The sequence below is a fragment of the Lacrimispora sp. BS-2 genome, from assembly GCF_040207125.1.
Taxonomy (GTDB): Bacteria; Bacillota; Clostridia; order Lachnospirales; family Lachnospiraceae; genus Lacrimispora.
Genome location: NZ_CP157940.1, coordinates 1,729,214 through 1,746,066 on the forward strand (window position 1 = coordinate 1,729,214; position 16,853 = coordinate 1,746,066).

At 36.2% G+C, this 16,853-nt stretch carries 11 protein-coding genes; 6 read left to right on the forward strand and 5 right to left on the reverse strand.

The annotated features are described in order from the left end of the window. Positions 1-172 precede the first annotated feature (172 nt). From ABFV83_RS08205 to ABFV83_RS08230, 6 genes are all read left to right on the forward strand, one after another. Positions 173-562 (forward strand): IS110 family transposase, encoded by a 390-nt coding sequence (locus ABFV83_RS08205; protein WP_349948397.1) that lies wholly within the window; start codon positions 173-175, stop codon positions 560-562. 747 nt (positions 563-1,309) lie between these two features. Then, on the forward strand, positions 1,310-1,468 hold the full coding sequence (locus tag ABFV83_RS08210; protein WP_349948970.1) for a hypothetical protein: 159 nt from the start codon (positions 1,310-1,312) through the stop codon (positions 1,466-1,468). Positions 1,469-2,182: 714 nt separating this feature from the next. Continuing rightward, positions 2,183-2,563, forward strand: coding sequence for a DUF4183 domain-containing protein (locus ABFV83_RS08215; protein WP_349948398.1), 381 nt, complete (start codon positions 2,183-2,185; stop codon positions 2,561-2,563). Positions 2,564-2,700: 137 nt separating this feature from the next. Then, positions 2,701-5,637, forward strand: coding sequence for a DUF4183 domain-containing protein (locus ABFV83_RS08220; protein WP_349948399.1), 2,937 nt, complete (start codon positions 2,701-2,703; stop codon positions 5,635-5,637). A gap of 77 nt (positions 5,638-5,714) precedes the next feature. Beyond that, positions 5,715-6,089: a hypothetical protein gene (locus tag ABFV83_RS08225; protein ID WP_349948400.1), complete on the forward strand. Its 375-nt coding sequence runs from the start codon at positions 5,715-5,717 to the stop codon at positions 6,087-6,089. A gap of 30 nt (positions 6,090-6,119) precedes the next feature. Then, the gene (locus ABFV83_RS08230) at positions 6,120-7,013 is read left to right on the forward strand and encodes a hypothetical protein (RefSeq protein WP_349948401.1); all 894 of its coding nucleotides are present in this window, start codon (positions 6,120-6,122) and stop codon (positions 7,011-7,013) included. An 85-nt stretch (positions 7,014-7,098) separates the two neighbouring features. Here the strand turns inward: ABFV83_RS08230 and ABFV83_RS08235 are convergent, their stop codons facing one another. From ABFV83_RS08235 to ABFV83_RS08255, 5 genes are all read right to left on the reverse strand, one after another. Continuing rightward, positions 7,099-8,175 (reverse strand): PQQ-dependent sugar dehydrogenase, encoded by a 1,077-nt coding sequence (locus tag ABFV83_RS08235; RefSeq protein WP_349948402.1) that lies wholly within the window; start codon positions 8,173-8,175, stop codon positions 7,099-7,101. Between the two features lie 561 nt (positions 8,176-8,736). Beyond that, complete coding sequence (locus ABFV83_RS08240; protein ID WP_349948403.1) at positions 8,737-9,207, reverse strand: hypothetical protein; 471 nt, start codon at positions 9,205-9,207, stop codon at positions 8,737-8,739. A 1,051-nt stretch (positions 9,208-10,258) separates the two neighbouring features. After that, on the reverse strand, positions 10,259-11,749 hold the full coding sequence (locus tag ABFV83_RS08245) for a D-alanyl-D-alanine carboxypeptidase family protein (RefSeq protein ID WP_349948404.1): 1,491 nt from the start codon (positions 11,747-11,749) through the stop codon (positions 10,259-10,261). Positions 11,750-12,323: 574 nt separating this feature from the next. Beyond that, the gene (locus ABFV83_RS08250; protein ID WP_349948405.1) at positions 12,324-14,573 is read right to left on the reverse strand and encodes an ATP-binding protein; all 2,250 of its coding nucleotides are present in this window, start codon (positions 14,571-14,573) and stop codon (positions 12,324-12,326) included. Positions 14,574-14,939: 366 nt separating this feature from the next. Next, positions 14,940-16,610 (reverse strand): hypothetical protein, encoded by a 1,671-nt coding sequence (locus ABFV83_RS08255; RefSeq protein WP_349948406.1) that lies wholly within the window; start codon positions 16,608-16,610, stop codon positions 14,940-14,942. Positions 16,611-16,853 lie beyond the last annotated feature (243 nt).

The following is a 16,853-nucleotide window of genomic DNA, read 5'->3' on the forward strand; positions in this document are numbered from 1 at the left end:
CCTGTAGCTTTGACTACTCTATAGGAGTGTATTGCCGCTACCTTTATCTGAATTGTTTATTAGCTGGAGGTGCCGCAGCATTGCTCCTGAGTACTTATTTCAGTCAAGTCTACGATGATAATGTTTGGTGAATATCACGGTATCAGACTTTTAGAAAAGGAGGGTTAACCTCATGATTTACGTTGGTATTGATATTGCCAAACTCTATTATTTCGCCTCCGCCATATCTTCTGATGGCGAAGTACTCATCGAGCCGTTCATATTTTCTAATGACGGTGATGGCTTCCAAATGCTAGTCTCTAAACCCGATTCCCACGAACATGACAGCAACATCATCGGTCTTGAATCAACGGCACACTATGGCGACAACCTGGTCCGATACCTTGTTGCCGGTTCCTTCAATGTGTGTGTTATCAACCCGATCAAGACATCTACTATGCGTAAAAATAACATACGCAAGAAAAAGACGGACAAAGCCGGCACTTACATCATTGCCAAAACGCTTATGATTCAGGAATCCTACAGGTTCTTTACTTTTTATAACTTAGATACGCCCTTGTAAATGCAACTCATAACGTTATGAAAAACAATGCCACCTTCAAGGCTTATTATGATACCAAGATGTCGGAAGGCCGGACTCATTATAATGCTCTTGGCATTGTGCCGGAAACTTGTCAGGGTCATCTGGAAGATGCTTACTGACGAAGTTGAATTTAATCTCGATTAAAAGATCTGTATACCAATATCGGTAGATTTTGAAAATGCACCCTTAGGGAACTTTATTAAAGTTACTCTTTTTTACCATCGATACAAAAAAGAAATTTCCTACAAATTTATGCTTGACTTTTCATAGCTGGTCTCCTGCATCTATTTGACGTTCTCTCATGTATCAATAATAGTTTTATTTTTACTATTATCTTCCTATATATTTCGATTTATTCATAGTAACGTTAGCAGATAAGTATTATAAAGCTAAGCTTATACCCCAAAATACGTTGCAACGCCGCAAAGAAATGATATTGTGGTCAATTAACAAAAATATTTTGCCATTTCCTAACCTTATTAAACAGGTCTTTTTCCTCCCGTTGAGCCGAATAGCTGCTTCATCGAAAGTCTGTTCCCCTGTTCCGGAAGTTAGCTGCAAACTCATTAGCTGTTTGCCGAAGGTAAGACCTCCCTTTTGGCAGTGAGGGATATCGCATTGGTTTCCTTCGGAGTGATTCTAATACGCGAGGTTGCTGATGCTCCGGTTATCATGGGTATCTCAAAGCCTGCTGATCTAAAATTCCCACCGAGAGGAGGTGATACGATGAACCCACTTTACGTTGGCATTGGCTATGACCTCAAATACAAAGAGGTCAACAGGTTTCAGCACAAACGTGCGCTCGCTTTAACTGCCCGAAAACTGGTTCGGTTGGTTTTTCGACTGCTGAAAGACAACCGCCTATATATCCCGGTCGAGGACTAAAGTCCTCAACCACAGGCCGCCCTGTTTTTTAAAGCACAAGGGCAGGGCTTAAGTTTGTGTTGCCTTTTTACCGTCAAGCAAGCCTTTAAGGTGGCTTTTTAACTCTTTCATTTATTTTTTTCCTCTTGACTCAATACCATTAGACTTTTTGAATTTTGACTAATTATACCTTATTTTTACATTGTTTTCAATATTCCTCTTGCTATGTATAAAACATTCGCATTAATCTTGTTAATCTTTTGTTTATTTAATAAAATACTATAAAATATGTATTTTAACAGATCAATTATCGAATCTGCTCAAAGTGCTTTTCTTTTATTCCGCAGAATCATCGGATTTCTGCCGCCAGGTGCAACAGGAAATTTGAGATAGCAAAGTATTCAGTTCATAATACAAAAACTGCATTTTGTTTAACTTTATTCTGCTTTATTTAATCCATTCTCACGCCTCTAATCTTTTCCTTTTTTTCTTCTTGCCTTAAACATATGATGTAATGAAGTATGATTCTGTCTTTTATATTAATTACTGTTATCTCAAGCCATATTTATTCATGCCTTGTTGGCAAATCCAGTCCGGGAAAGCCGTATTGGAAACAAATCAAAGATTTATTAATATACTATAATAAGTGGTTGTGAAATTTATTAAAAAGCTGAAATTTATATGGCATTCAAAATTTTGCAGACACCTAAAATATAAGCAGAAAGGAGGTCAATAATGGCTACGCAATTATTCAAACTCGTAATAGATGCTACTACTACAACCGATACTGCTATTAATCCGGAAGTTGATAAATATTTTTATGAGCTGAGAGAAGATGAAAGAACTGGTGGTACAATTACTATTCCAGCTACTCAATTTACGGATAACAATGGTGATATTATGACAGGTAATCTTACCACTGCTGCTACAGATAATGGATATTACCTTTTATTTATAAATGGCGTATTACAGCAATCCAGTTTGTATACAGTCAGTACCGACGGTTCGCAGGTTGTTATTACTGATGCAGCTACAGTTCCTGTTGGCGCACCAATTACCTTAATTGTAAATAACTTTGCTCCGGTATCTGATTCTACAACCACAGTAACAACGTAACTATTATATTTAAGGATGTGTAATCATTTGCACATCCTTTTGTTTTCAAGGATTTCTATTTTTATAATAAAGAACCTATTTTTTATGGAATACATAAAATAATAAAATAGTATATCCTTATTCTTGGAGTGATTGCTATGTTTTCTAAAAAACTATTACATGCAGATGTTTATCAATATAATGCCTTGTCTGATGGCATAAAAAAAGTTTACACAAGTAATGATGAATTAAAAAAATATGGGAACAGAGGCATACTTAATCCAGATAGTGTTTCTTATTATAATTTGTTTATTAACGGAGTATTGCAGCCAAAGGTTAACTATGAAATTCAAAAAGATCTCCTTTTGCTTAAAACTGAAGATGTTCCTATCATAGGTTCCACTATCATTATTCTTTTCGTTGCCTTTAAAAATGAGGAATTCACGAACCTTAACTTTGCTGAAGCAAAAGGAACAATACCTTCAGGCCATATTTCCGTTGGGCCTGTAACAGATGTGGGGATTTCCATTAAGGATACCGTTCTATCTCCCCTGAAACTGGAGAAAGTTATAAAAGCCGGGCCTGATTTTGTTCTCACCGGTTATATAACCTGCTGGGAATTCATGCTGACAGTAAATAATACAGGCAATATACCAATCAACAATATTGTTGTAACCGATCAGATCTTATTGGATTCTGTTTTAAATGTAAAAATCTTATCCTCCTCTCATGGTAACATTTTAATTGATGAAGGGGTTATTAACTGGAATATAGACATGATAGATGCAGGAGAATCTGTCACTGCAACTTTTAAGGCAGAGGGTTACTTTTCTGCCAGCGGTATCCGCTGCATCAGCAGTGGCCTTGCAGCCGGAAACAGTCTTTCCGGACCTATGAAAACCGATATCATCTGCACCGCGCCAATAAATGTGGGAAAAGGCCTGAATATTAACAAAATCACTACATGCGGCCCTGCAAAAGTAAATGTTAAGAAGAACAACGCCTGGAGAGTTGAAATAAACTTATCCAATCTTAGTGATAATAAAATATTTGATATTTTTGTGGAAGATGTTTTGCTTATTGAAAACATCAGTTGTGTTAAAATCGTCAGTGTATCTTATGGAACTGCTGTTTTAAAAGACAATAAGATTCTCTGGAACATTGATATGTTGGACAAATCAGAGAACTCCATCCTTGTGGCAGACATCATCGGTTCATTTTCTGCAGATGGGATCAGAAGCTTAGATGTCGCTTCAGGAATCGGTCATATAGGTACGGGCAAATTATTTACAAATACTTCCCGGGATTTTCAAATCACGGTATCCCCAGCCACTGAACCGGTAAAAAAAGAATTATTGCTGCAAAACTTTGTACTAAATGAACCGTTGAGTGTACCTTTGGGTCAGGTTAAAAAATGGTGGTTTTCCCTAAAAATCACTAATCCCACAAATGATGTTTTAAAAAATGTTATTGTGACAGATTATATCCTGTTTGATGAGCTTCATAGTGTATGTACGAAATCCATATCTTCAGGTCATATTTCTGTTTCTGATAACTCTATAATCTGGAATATTGAAGAACTTCTTCCCTGCAGTACATTAACAGCCACTTTTAAAGTGGAAGGCTCTTTCCATGCTGCCGGGCTGCGTTCTCTTACCAAAGCTATTGGAACGGCTTCAAACCCAAATTCAGACGCATGTATCATATCGAAGATATCTTCCGGATCATCAATCAGAGTTTGTGTTTGTAAGCATAATAAAAAAAGAATCCCTGTTGTGGGCAAAGCCTTTCCTCAATATAAACAAAAATATTGTGTTAAAGATGTTTGTGTGGATATGGCTGACCATGACTTTAAGAGTATTACTTTTAAACCCGGAGTTATCACTGAAAACTCTCTGACAATTACCGACCTGGAAGAAAAATCAAATTACAAAAAAGTCAGCTTCCTCTTAAAACTGCCTTTTGAAATAACAACGTCAAATGATACTGTCCTCCAAGGCAGTCTGCCAAATATAGAAGAGAACATAATTATGCTTTTCCCAGAATCAGAGGATGACCTGTCCTCTCATGTTGTGGTAGAAACCACTTCAGAACTTTTAGAAGCGTTTATGGAACGAGACGGTGAATTATATTTTTCAGTCAAAGCATATATTGTGATTAAGGCAGCGGAAACTGTACAAACATTAATTCCTGACTTTGAATTTTATTCAGATAATTCAACCAATGTTTCCGGGAATAACCGGTGTGCGGATATATTCGGCAATCTGACCATAGAAAAATACATTGTATCAGGGCCTTTAGAAGTCAGTGGCAATACCCCCTTTACCTGGAGAATCCAAATTAAAATAACAAACAACGGACATGGGCCGGTCAGTAATATTGTTATGACAGATCATTTACTATTAGATGCATTTGAAAGTTTTCATATTGTCAGCCTTACACAAGGAACGGTAAACAGGAATAACACTCAGATTATCTGGAATATAGGAGCCTTAAATTCTTATAGTACCGTGGTAATGACGGCAGAAGTTACCGGATTCTTTTACAACAAAGGGAAGCGGATTCTTAATGCAGAAAACTATCAATATAACACTGTGTCCGATGGGATAAAAAAGGAGTTCACCTCTGATGACGAGCTGCTTCTGTATGGCAGCCACGGCATACCTGATCCAAATAATGTGTCTTTCTTCAGTCTGTTTATTAATGGAGTATTACAGCCAGAACCTGTCTATACAGTAGAACCGGGTCTTTTAATCCTGAAAACAGCTAATGCACCTCAAAAAGGAGTACCCATTACTCTTGAATACTTAATTATAAAGGACGAATCAGGCCAGCTCCTAAAAGCAGAAACATATCAATATAACACGCTTTCAAATGGAGAGAGAATTTATACAAATTCGGATGAATTGATTATGTATGGTGACAAAGGAATCCTTGATCCCAAACAAACTTCCTATCAAAATCTTTTTGTAAATGGAGTTATACAACCCGGAATCAATTATATAGTGAAAGAAGGTATGCTTATATTAAGAATAGAAAGCACGCCTGCAAAAGAAATTCCTATTACAATACAATTTATTTCTCTATTCACATAAATGAACTGTTTTATGAGAAAACCATCTATTCTAAATATCATATGTTTGAACTATAAAAATGTATAGGAGTTTTATCAATGGACAATAACACGAAACTAATGAGCATTGTTTTTAGTTCGGAAGAAAACCCATTATTTACAAGAGAATATGCTTCTGATATTGTCTTGTTCCAAACGTTTTCTGCCGCACAGACCAATACAGCAATCTGGACACCAGATTCCGGTAAAAGTATATTTCTTACGGCATTTCAGGTCTCGGCTTCTGTTCCGTTGACTATTCAACTAAAGAGAGGGGGTAATAATTCTTTTTTGTCAATCATTCTTACAAGTACACTTGCCACTTATGGTGAAAGCTACCCTTCTCCAATTAAGTTTAACCCGGATGAAGTAATCTCCGTCACTACAAGTGCTGCAGGAACCGTAAATATATCCCTCATGGGCTATGAATTTTAAGGCCATGATAAAACATCGAAGGAGGATTTCATGGCTAAACAAATTATTCAAAGAAACAATAGTATGGTACAGGATAACCAACAAATTAATGTAACCCTGGAAGAAAGCTCAGATATCATTAAATATGATAGTTTTGGTATTTTATCTGCCAAAAAAAGTATTTGGGTTCCGGAGGCACAGAAAAGCATTCTTCTCACTGCAGTGGAGGTATCGGCGCCCCTGGATATATCCATTATACTAAGTGATGGTGATAATGACTTTCTCTCTCTGAGAGTAACGGAACTCCTCAGCACTGTAAGCCAGCGCTTCTCTTCCGCTTACAGGCTTAAAACCAATAATGCCCTTATGATCAGTACATCTGATGAAAAAATAAACTGTAATACTTCCGGTGCTGTCAGTGCAACACAAGTTGCTTATAATAGCAGAAGCGATTTCATTAATGTTAATAATGCTGTCGGACTTGCTAACGGAAGTCTTGCTGTTTTAAATTCAGGATTGCTTAATCAAACAAGAGGGAGGATCATTTTAGGATATAGTATGCTGCCATCAAACTATGCCTATTTAGAAATTACAAGTGTTGTGATTAAATATTATTGCCGCCTTAGTCTGACCCTGGCAGTGGGGGTCAGTTCAATGATACTCTATTGGCGGCCTGATTCCCTGGAAAACTGGATCGAATTACAGCAAATGAGCCTTTCCTTAATAGGAGCTATTGATTATTTAACAGTTCCTGTCACATATGACATAACCAATGCAGTACTGCAAGCATCAAATCCCTGGGAAGTAATCAGTAATATGCAGACATCATTTGTCGGAACTCATACCGGACTGGGCCTTGGAAATGCAGTGCAGCTGGATGCGGTAGAAGTTAAAATCTGTATGTCCGGTAAAAACCAAATTACACTTTTTGGCTATGAAGCCTAGGTTGTTAAATGAACGTAATAAGTGTTAATGGGTATGAGGAACATTAAATAATGTTCCTCATACCCATTACGTGCAAAGTGTTATATTATTGTACCAACCGGAGGAGTTTATCATCTCCGGGATTCGGAATCCCTCTGCCATCCAAGTTACTGGTTGTAAGGTATATAAAACCATCCCCCGCCTGATAGGCCTCCCTTAATCGTCCGTAATTGCCTTGCAATAACGGTTCCACATTAACCACTTGTGTCCCTGATTCATCAAAGGTGATTGCCAGGAGTATATTCCCCCTGAGTGTCGATACAAACAACTGTCCCATTCGGGGACCGGAGGTTATAAAGGCTATTCCCGCAGGGGCCCAAGTATTATCCTCACTTTGTATGACAGGTTTAATAAAATCATATCCCTGCATTTCCTCATCACCTGTAACCAAAGGCCAGCCATAGTTGCCGCCCGGTTGTATAATATTAATTTCATCATGGGCTGTTTCTCCATGATCCGAGGCATATAGCAAACCCCTGTTATTCCAGGCCAAGCCCTGAGGATTTCTAAGTCCCAGGGCGTAAACTGGTAAACCCTGAAAGGGATTATCAGGCGGAATACTTCCGTCTGTTCCAATCCGCAGAATCTTACCTGCAAGACTGTTTATGTCCTGTGCAAGATAACGTTCACCGGCATCCCCAGTAGTTATATACAGGTAACCATCGGGGCCAATTTTTATTCTTCCGCCATTATGGAACTGACCTGCCGGAATTTGGTCCAAAATAATTTCCTCTCCGAATGCTGTGTTACCCTGGATATGCATACGTACCACACGGTTGTAAAATCCTCCGTTTTCCTGATAAGTATACATAAGATAAATATATCCGTTTGAAAGAAAATCCCTGTCCAAAGTAAGCCCCATAAGCCCGCCTTCTCCTGTACTGACAAAAGGAGAGTTGAATGTATATACCGGCACCGGATTTAATATACCGTTTTCTATGACACGCAAGTTTCCGCTGCGCTCCGTAAAAAACAGCCTGCCATCCTCACTAATGTCTATTGCCCAAGGTATACGGAGGTTTTCTGCAATAGTCTGAATCTGGAATGAAGAATTCCAAAAGTTAAGTATACCTAACTGATTATAATCCTCTTCGCTTAATCTGATAAACCTTCCGTTAATCATGGCTTCTTCCTTAATATGCTTTACCGGCATTGCCTGCCGTATCTTTCCTAGTACTATATGTAAAAAACAGAATTTTGTGTGCGGTATCTCTTGTTTAAGTGGAATAATAAAAACATCCCCACCTGAAAGTACAATGCTGTTAAAACTATGATTAACCGGCAGTCCTATACTAAATATCATCGGTACATTAGTATAATCCTGTCATTAATCCAATACCAAGCATGCATAAAGCTACTATTACACAAGAAGCAATAGACATAATTACTCCTACTTTTTCAAAGTCTTTGATTGAAAAACAACCGGCAATGAAATTGGAATTGAAATGCCTAATAGTTCTGATACTTGAGGAGAAAATACCCAAAGTAAAACTGTAACAACAAAACTGCCGTAATCCGACAACTCCGGTGACCAGGGCAGGTACCGGATCCATTGGCCTCTGCCGTTTCAACCAGCATATAGACGACTGCATCGTCTACCGCATCCCGCTCTTTGTTGTATTATAAAGGGATTTCTTCTTTATCTTATCTCGTTAGCTTCTTTTCAGTAGTACAAGACCGCACACTAATCTTGTATATATGAGTGTATTTCATCTAATAATTTATTGTCATCTACAGATATTACACTATTTTTTGAAGATTGCGTATAGATGATTGAATCCTTGCCAACTCTGTTTACCGCTACAACATATTTTCCACCTATTTCAACACTTCCTTTCAAAAAGGTAACCAATATTTTACCATCCTCGCCTTTTTGCAAAGAATCACCTTTGATAATATCTGTAACATCACACGTATAAGTGTTTCCATTATGCACTAAGCCTTCAACCTTTAAATCTTCGATAGATACTTCCAAAACCAGATCCGCTTCTGACACTATTGTTTTCATATCAGTGGATTCAGTATAAGTAGTTTTACCACCATCCGTTGCAGAAGTGCTTTTGCTCAAACTTTTTATGTCTCTGACATATTTACTGATTTCGCTGGCCTGATTAAGTTTATTTTTATTATTAACAATTATAGGCTGATCGTACATAGTACTTTCTTGAGTATCTGTAAGAGGAATAAATATATTTGTAATCTCCTTTCCCACAGAGCAAATGGACAGGCGAAAGTAAAAACCGCCTGTCCATGTTCAAAAGTAACTTTTTTGGTTACACTTTTTAATCATCCACATAATTAAAAATATAGTTATTGTATATCAACTTAATTCTGGGGCACACAAATTTAGTTCTGGCCCACTTGATATCCTTACAATGCCATCTTTCACCAATCCTCTCCTCATCAGATCGTAAGAATTCTTTCATTTCACACATAAAATCTTGATAGCAATCCGCCGAGAAAATATATTACTAAATATCAAACAATGCTAATACCTCTTTAACTTTACATTAGAATTTTTGAATCAGTATTATAGTAATACTATAAATACTTCCTAAATTTAAAATTTTCACTTTCACACGCTCCTTTCAATTTTACTTTTATTGCATTTTGGGCAATAAAAAGGCCGATGCATAAATACGTCAGCCATAATTATTACTCATTAACAAAAAAACCTATTCACCTTTCATTAAATTTTCCGCATCAATATGTGAGCAAACATTGTATTCAAATTGAATACATTTAAGAAAAAATAAGCTGCTTCCATGGTTTACCATACATAGTATGAATTTAAAAATTATTTAAAAGTGCTTAGATAACCATTAACAGTATCACTATTTCCAGTACAATTAAAGAAGAGATTGGAGTTGTTAAGCTCACTGAGGCCATGAAGGAAACCGAAGAGTTTAGAGAGCTAGTCTTACAGATAGACAGACCGCTATCTAAGCCCATGCCCTTAAGGGAACCTCCGTTGATGTTCTACTACAAGCTGTAGTAAGCAACCGGCTGCTCCGGTGTGATTTCTACACTGGAGCCATATGCATGAAACCAGGTGTTTCCATCGTGTTCCTAATCAGATAGCTTGAACCCAGAAACATATAAGACATAACAGTTGCAAACAAAAGGCAGATAAACATAATCAGAATATTACGCAGCATTTCTTTTTTAGGTTTTCCAGTAACTTTTCATAAAATTCCCTTTAATTGTCAGAACTTGAATTTGCCCCTTCGGCGGCCTCTGCATTTGACAGAAGAGGTTCTGCGCCTATGCTCCATAATGGAGTTAAATTCATCAGCGGAAATGCCTGAATCTTGGAGGCGTCTCATGCGCTGCTCCCGGCGGATTAAAGATTCCTGCTCTTCACGGTGTTTCCGATAAATCAAAAAGGATATGATACCTCCCAATGCTGCGATGAATATCACACCTCCTAAAATCAACCAGGCAATCAATGGAATTTCAAAGGGGCGCAAGGCTCTTTCTCGGTAGTCATCTGAAGCCGAAGGTGTTGACTGTTCATCTAAGGGAAGAGGGGGGCGAGGAGTAGATATCTCCTCTTGTCCCTTAATTAGAGCCTGATTCACTTCCAGGAAGGTATAGCCCACCACCCGGTCATTGTAGCGGTAGTTGATTTTTGCAATAGCGCCTTCCGGGTCTCCGGAAGAAATATCGTAGCTAAGCTCTGGTATTGCATCGGAAAAGTCCGCTGTTTTGGGCAAGATAATCCGGCTGTCAGGGTCCAGGGTCAGGGCTTCCGGCTTGCTCATAGACAATCCGCTAAAATTTAAGTCACTAGTAATAAAGCTGTAGGTCTTTTCGTAATCCGCAGCTTTTAAGGAAACGAAGTTTTCAAAACCAAAGTCCAGAAGTCCCTTGGTATCTGTCCAGTACTGGGGGTTGGATCCTTTTAAAATGACAGCAATTAGCTTTAGGTTGTTTTTTTCTACACATGTTACTAGTGTATTTCCTGCCAGTGAGGTGTAACCCGTTTTGCCTCCAATTATACCAGGATAGTAAAAAGAATCATTTTTTTTCATCATCCGGTGTTTAGGATATATGGAAAATCCCTCTGGGTTGATGGAATTGGGGGGAAGTTTATAATAGGTTGCGGAATCAATTTCCTCAAAAACAGGGTTGCTGAAGGCTGCCCTGGAAATGAGGGCCATGTCATATGCAGAGGTGTAATGCTCCGGATCGTTAAGTCCGCTTGGATTGGCAAAATGGGTATTAGTACATCCAAGTTCTTTTGCTCGGGCATTCATCATATCCGCAAAGGCTTCGATGCTCCCAGCTATATGCTCTGCCAGGGCATTAGCCGATTCATTGGCTGATTTAAGCAGAAGGGCGTAGAGACAGTCCTTGACCGAGAGCACATCCCCTTCGTCAATTCCGGCATTGCTACTATCAGCTTCTACGTTATATACGGCATTGTGGGAAAATGTCACCATTTCATCCAAATCGCAGTTTTCGATTACAATCAGTGCAGTCATGACCTTCGTAATGCTGGCCGGATAATACTGTTCGTGTATGTTCTGGCCCCAAAGCACGGTTCCTGTGTCAGCATCCATTAGAATGGCTCCCTGAGCCTGGGTCGATGCGCTGGAGGGCCACTCAGGTGCTGCCCAGGCATTGGAAAAAGAAAATACAGAGAACGTAAAGCATAGGAAATATAGCAAAATTCTTTTTGTAAATTGAGTCATATTGAATAATTTCTCCATAAATTTGATTAAGTTTTGAAACCCTTAGTTTGAAAAATATAGGTTATAATATTAGAGATATTAAAAAGTAATAAAACATTATTTTTAACTATGAGAGGGTGAAGAAATCTCTATAAAAACAACGCTTCTTTGATAAGTCTTAAGGCTGAAGGCATCTTGATGATCTTTTAGCCATTGATTTATATATACCCTACCTTTCAGGGCGTGTCAAGTGCAGGCGATATTTTTCTGTCTTGAACACAATTATGATGGCTTAACTGAACAATTACTTATTTCGTCTTATAACCATTCCGATCCTCTTCATTATAAGAACTCACTGACTTGCAATATCGCAGGCAATCATCCATTTCTACTTCCATCATTTCTTTGACGGTTCCACTGAGTATATCTTTTAGTGTATCTCAAAAATCCTGAGTGAATTCTATGTCATACTCCTCAAGAAACTGCCGGATAATGTTGCTTTTTTATCTGTCACTTGTACTTTTTCTACAGCTTTCTTTTCTATAGCCATAAAAAAGGTCTTCTATGTTTGGTGTGCTCCCTGTCAAGAAGACCTTTAAAAACCATATTTACAGAAAAACTCTTCCCGAACCTTCACTATTATTGTGTGTAAAATCACGTAATTTGTAATATATTTATAAGATTTTAACACATTCAAAACGGCTATTCTATATTTACCCGATTCTTCATTATATAACTGAAACAATATTTCAATTGCAAGATCCCTGATTTCTCTTATCCCATCACAATCTAACAGTCCAAATCGTGTATGCGAAATACCTCCATTTGATGTCGCCTCAATAGATTGAAACTCAAATTGTAAAATCCATTTACAATAATATATTATCAAAACTGCTACATTGGAACTATTGGTTTGATGATAATAATCAATGAATTGTTTTAACAGATTAAATTCAGATTTATAATTATAATAATGTGATTTTTTGTCAATGGAAAGTTGTGACTTCAATAGAAAATAAAAGTCCATTGGCTGTTCCGTATTTCGCTTTAAATGGAATAACAGTAATTGAATCGCATCATCAAATTCATCTGCTCTCTTAAACCCAGCAATCATCCGAAGAAATTCAGATTTTATATTTTCATTATTACTTTTGCTCTCAAAATCATACATCAAAAAATCTTCATGTATTTCTGGCAACTGTTCTATTTGCTGTTTTATGAAATGTAAGGTTTCCGTTTTAACTGCAACATAGAATGCAGACAAAAATTCCATCTGCACTTTCTTGTTCTTAGTACTAAAATACCCCCACGACTTCTTCATTTCTGAAAAATCATACTGCTGCAGCTCATTTGAATAAAACAAATTCATTAGTGTGTTAAACGCATACACAATTCTCCCTCTATATTTAGGAAAGCAAATGTTCATCGCATCCGAAATTCGAATATATTTACTTTTATAAAACACCAAAAAAAGCAGATAATTACTCAACGCCTGTTCACTAGATTTAACTGCCAAATCTTTATATATATCAACAATCTCCAATTTATGCAGTTCAAAATAAGCATCCTTTATTTCATTTTCTGAGATATTATTTGTTGCTGCCAGCTTATATATTATATGTTCTGAATCATCTAATCTTATAGAATCAAATAAGGCTAACAATGCCCCTGTAATGACTAATGCCCTACCCATTTTATCAACAATGTCCTGATAATAAAAATCATAAATATCGATAATATTATTTAGATTGCCTACTTTTTTTTCCATTAGGCTAGTGGCTGCCATAATTGCAAGACGCATATTTCCGCCACTCACCTTAACGATACGTTCAATGCAATCACTATTTAGCACCCCAAATTCCTGCTTTAATATTTCTTTTATATTATTGTCAGAAAGTGGCTTTAGCTCATATGTTTGCGGCAGCACCTGTTTCTTAATGCGTATTAAAATATCATTATACGCATAGTCACGTACCGTTATAATTAACTTCGTCCTATATTTTCGACTTTTATTAATGCAAATATCCAGAAGATGCGAGAGATGTGCTAGCATATTTGCATCATCTACAAAAACGCAATAATCAACCTCATCAACAAAATGTGCTTTCAGATCCTCATAAATCGGTTCACCATTCTGCTTAACACAGCGAAATACATAATTGTTTTTCTTCGAAAATTCTCTTCCAACCTCCAAGGCTAATCTAGTTTTACCCGCACCTGATTTACCGCTAATAACCACAACGTCAGAACTATTTAAAAAATCTAGTACTTCGTTTTTTTCCTCCTCCCTACACAATAGCTGGTTGCTTAATGGAGTTGTAAATGCACTAGATTCTGATTTTTTTATAAACTCTACATCTTCTAAAATTTGATTTGTATCTATTGAAACATTCAAGTACTCTTTGGCCAAAGCTTGATATTTGTAATATAAGTCCTGTGATAACTCACCAATGCCAACTAACTTAACATTGCTAAACAATTCATGCAACACCTTATTCTCCCCTGCAGTTAATCTGGTTGATGTATGGCAACAAATGATTTGTTCAATATTCGATATATCAATCCCTGTTTTCCGCTTATCAAGACAGGATTCAATATCGGCTTTGATTTTGACAAAAGGACTGCTTTTTACCGTTCCATACATAAGTAAAACATACTTTCCATCTTCTGTCCGAGCATACGCATCTGGAGTTCCTTTTGTTGTTTTATCAGTTCCTAACTGAGCACCTAAGGGAGACCAGTTATCAACTCCATATTTACGATGCAGATAGCAATCAAGAAGTTTTTGGTAGCAACCACCCTCCATCTGTAAAATCCCATTTTGGATATCATTTATTTTCGACATGACAGTCTCCCCCAGAAACCAATTTTCCAATATTATAATATAAATTTGAAATAAACCATAGGAGGGCAAGCTAATCTTTTTTAATTAAATTGATTTTTGCGAGAATGTAATGAACTTTTTCATATATGTTCTAACCGTAGTTATATATTATCAAGCCTTAAATATCATATAATAGAAAAGGACATGAAAGTATCCACTCTCACATCCTCATTCATTACCGCCTATCTTCTAATCCTCTTTATTTATTTTTCGCTGTAACAGGACTATGGATTCTACGTTCCTTTGAACGAGAGTTTTATACTACATGGCAAAAGTAATTCCAATTTTCAACAGAGGGGTAGCTGATTTCCCCCATCTAGGAGCAGATTATTTTTTCCCTAATAAATAAAACTTCCAATTTTCTATTTCAATAATATCATTTGATATATCCACCTCCACTTCTTGTTGCTTTTTATACGATGCTTCAATCAACTCGTAAAGCAAATTAATATAATCACCCGATTTTGTCTGATTAACAATTTCACAAATATTAATAAATCGGTACCAATTACACCAGCAAGCCTCATTACTACTACTATGATCTATTGAAAATCGTGAAAAATGTCTTCCTATAACAAATAGTCTATAATGCCACTTCTCTTCAAATTCATACGATTTAAGATTAAAAGCATCTGCCTTCTCTTTATTACTACTTTCCTCTAACCATTTATGAACAGACTCTATCCATTTATTACTTGTACTAATGAAATTATTTTTCTTGCTATTTCTTTTAGAAAGAGAATCTCCAAATGGTTCCTGCCATTTCAATTGGAACATAGCCATGGTATTTGTCCCTTTATCAATTATTAAGGCATCTATATCTGTTATCCTCTTCTTATTAGCGTATATGTTTATATTCTTATCAATTTTCATAAATCCAACTCTGTCAGGAATTTTTTTATATAATTGTCGTCTAAATAATTCCTCTCGCCCATTATTTTCCCTATTCCAATCGTTTGGAAATCGATTTTGCAACTGTTGAAATAGAAACATAAATGGATCCACAAGAAAAGACAGGGAAACTCTCATTAATATCGTTTTTGATACTTTTAAAAACATAGGATATGAATGATTATGTGTATCTTTAAGTTTATCTAAATCATCCTTTTGAGTTGTTAAAATTCCAATAATTTTTCTTGCAGTCGTAATAGGTATATTTAAGGCATAATGCAATGTTAATGCATTATCCTCTTCCGTATGATAAACATCTACAATATCAATTAATTTTATTTCCGGATGCATTTCAATATGTAATTTACAAAATTCCAAATGTTTTAATGTAATGCCTATAAACGTAATTATTGCAGCAACATAATCTTTATATTCAACTTCACCAAATATTGCATTATCTTCAAAGTCTAAACATCCATAAAATTTAGAAGCCTTTTCAAGTGCTTTCTTTTCAAAATACCTATCAACCCTATCATCAGCATTATAACCTATAAACTTCTCATTATGGACAAATAGTAATTTCTTCATTATATTTTGTATTTCAGCAAAATCATCCTTGTACAATTCTACATTAGCTAATTTATCACAATAATTATAATAGTCTTCTAGTTCAAATCTTTCCATTGGATATTTATCAGTATTTAAAATAAATTGATATTTATAATCACCAATCTTGCTAAATCTTCCCAACTTATACTTGCACATATCCAGAAACTTTTCGATAGCTAATATTTTACTATAATAAATCAGCATCAATTCAACGTTTAATATTTCTTTATCTGTTAGACTAAAACCAGGATACCCCTCATTATCAAATTCCTTGTATGATAATTTTAAAATTGCTGGCCAAGCCTGAATCGCTAATGGATACCCTGTGGCTTTTTTTTGCTGAAATCCAGCATCTATATATTTCGCAAAAATAATTGTATAAATTAGAGAATCTTTATCTATATCATTTTTCATTTTTCGTTTTAAATTCCCTAAAAAGTGCTCTATATCTTCATATTCTTGTCTCCCACACATAATCATCTCCGCTACTGTTATCATAAATACTTCTATCTTTTGCCAAAATGTTCATTTACTTTACCCCACCTCAGTAAGAGTAAACATATTTCACTCCAACCAACTGTAAAAGAACACGTACATCTCCTGCTCAAATCCCGAAAACCTTTGATTTACTGCACTTTCCTCTCCAACAATACTACCGTCTCCACATGCGGTGAAATACAATTTTTATACTACATAGCAAAAGGGGTCAATTACCCCTTTATTATTGTTTAATATTTTATA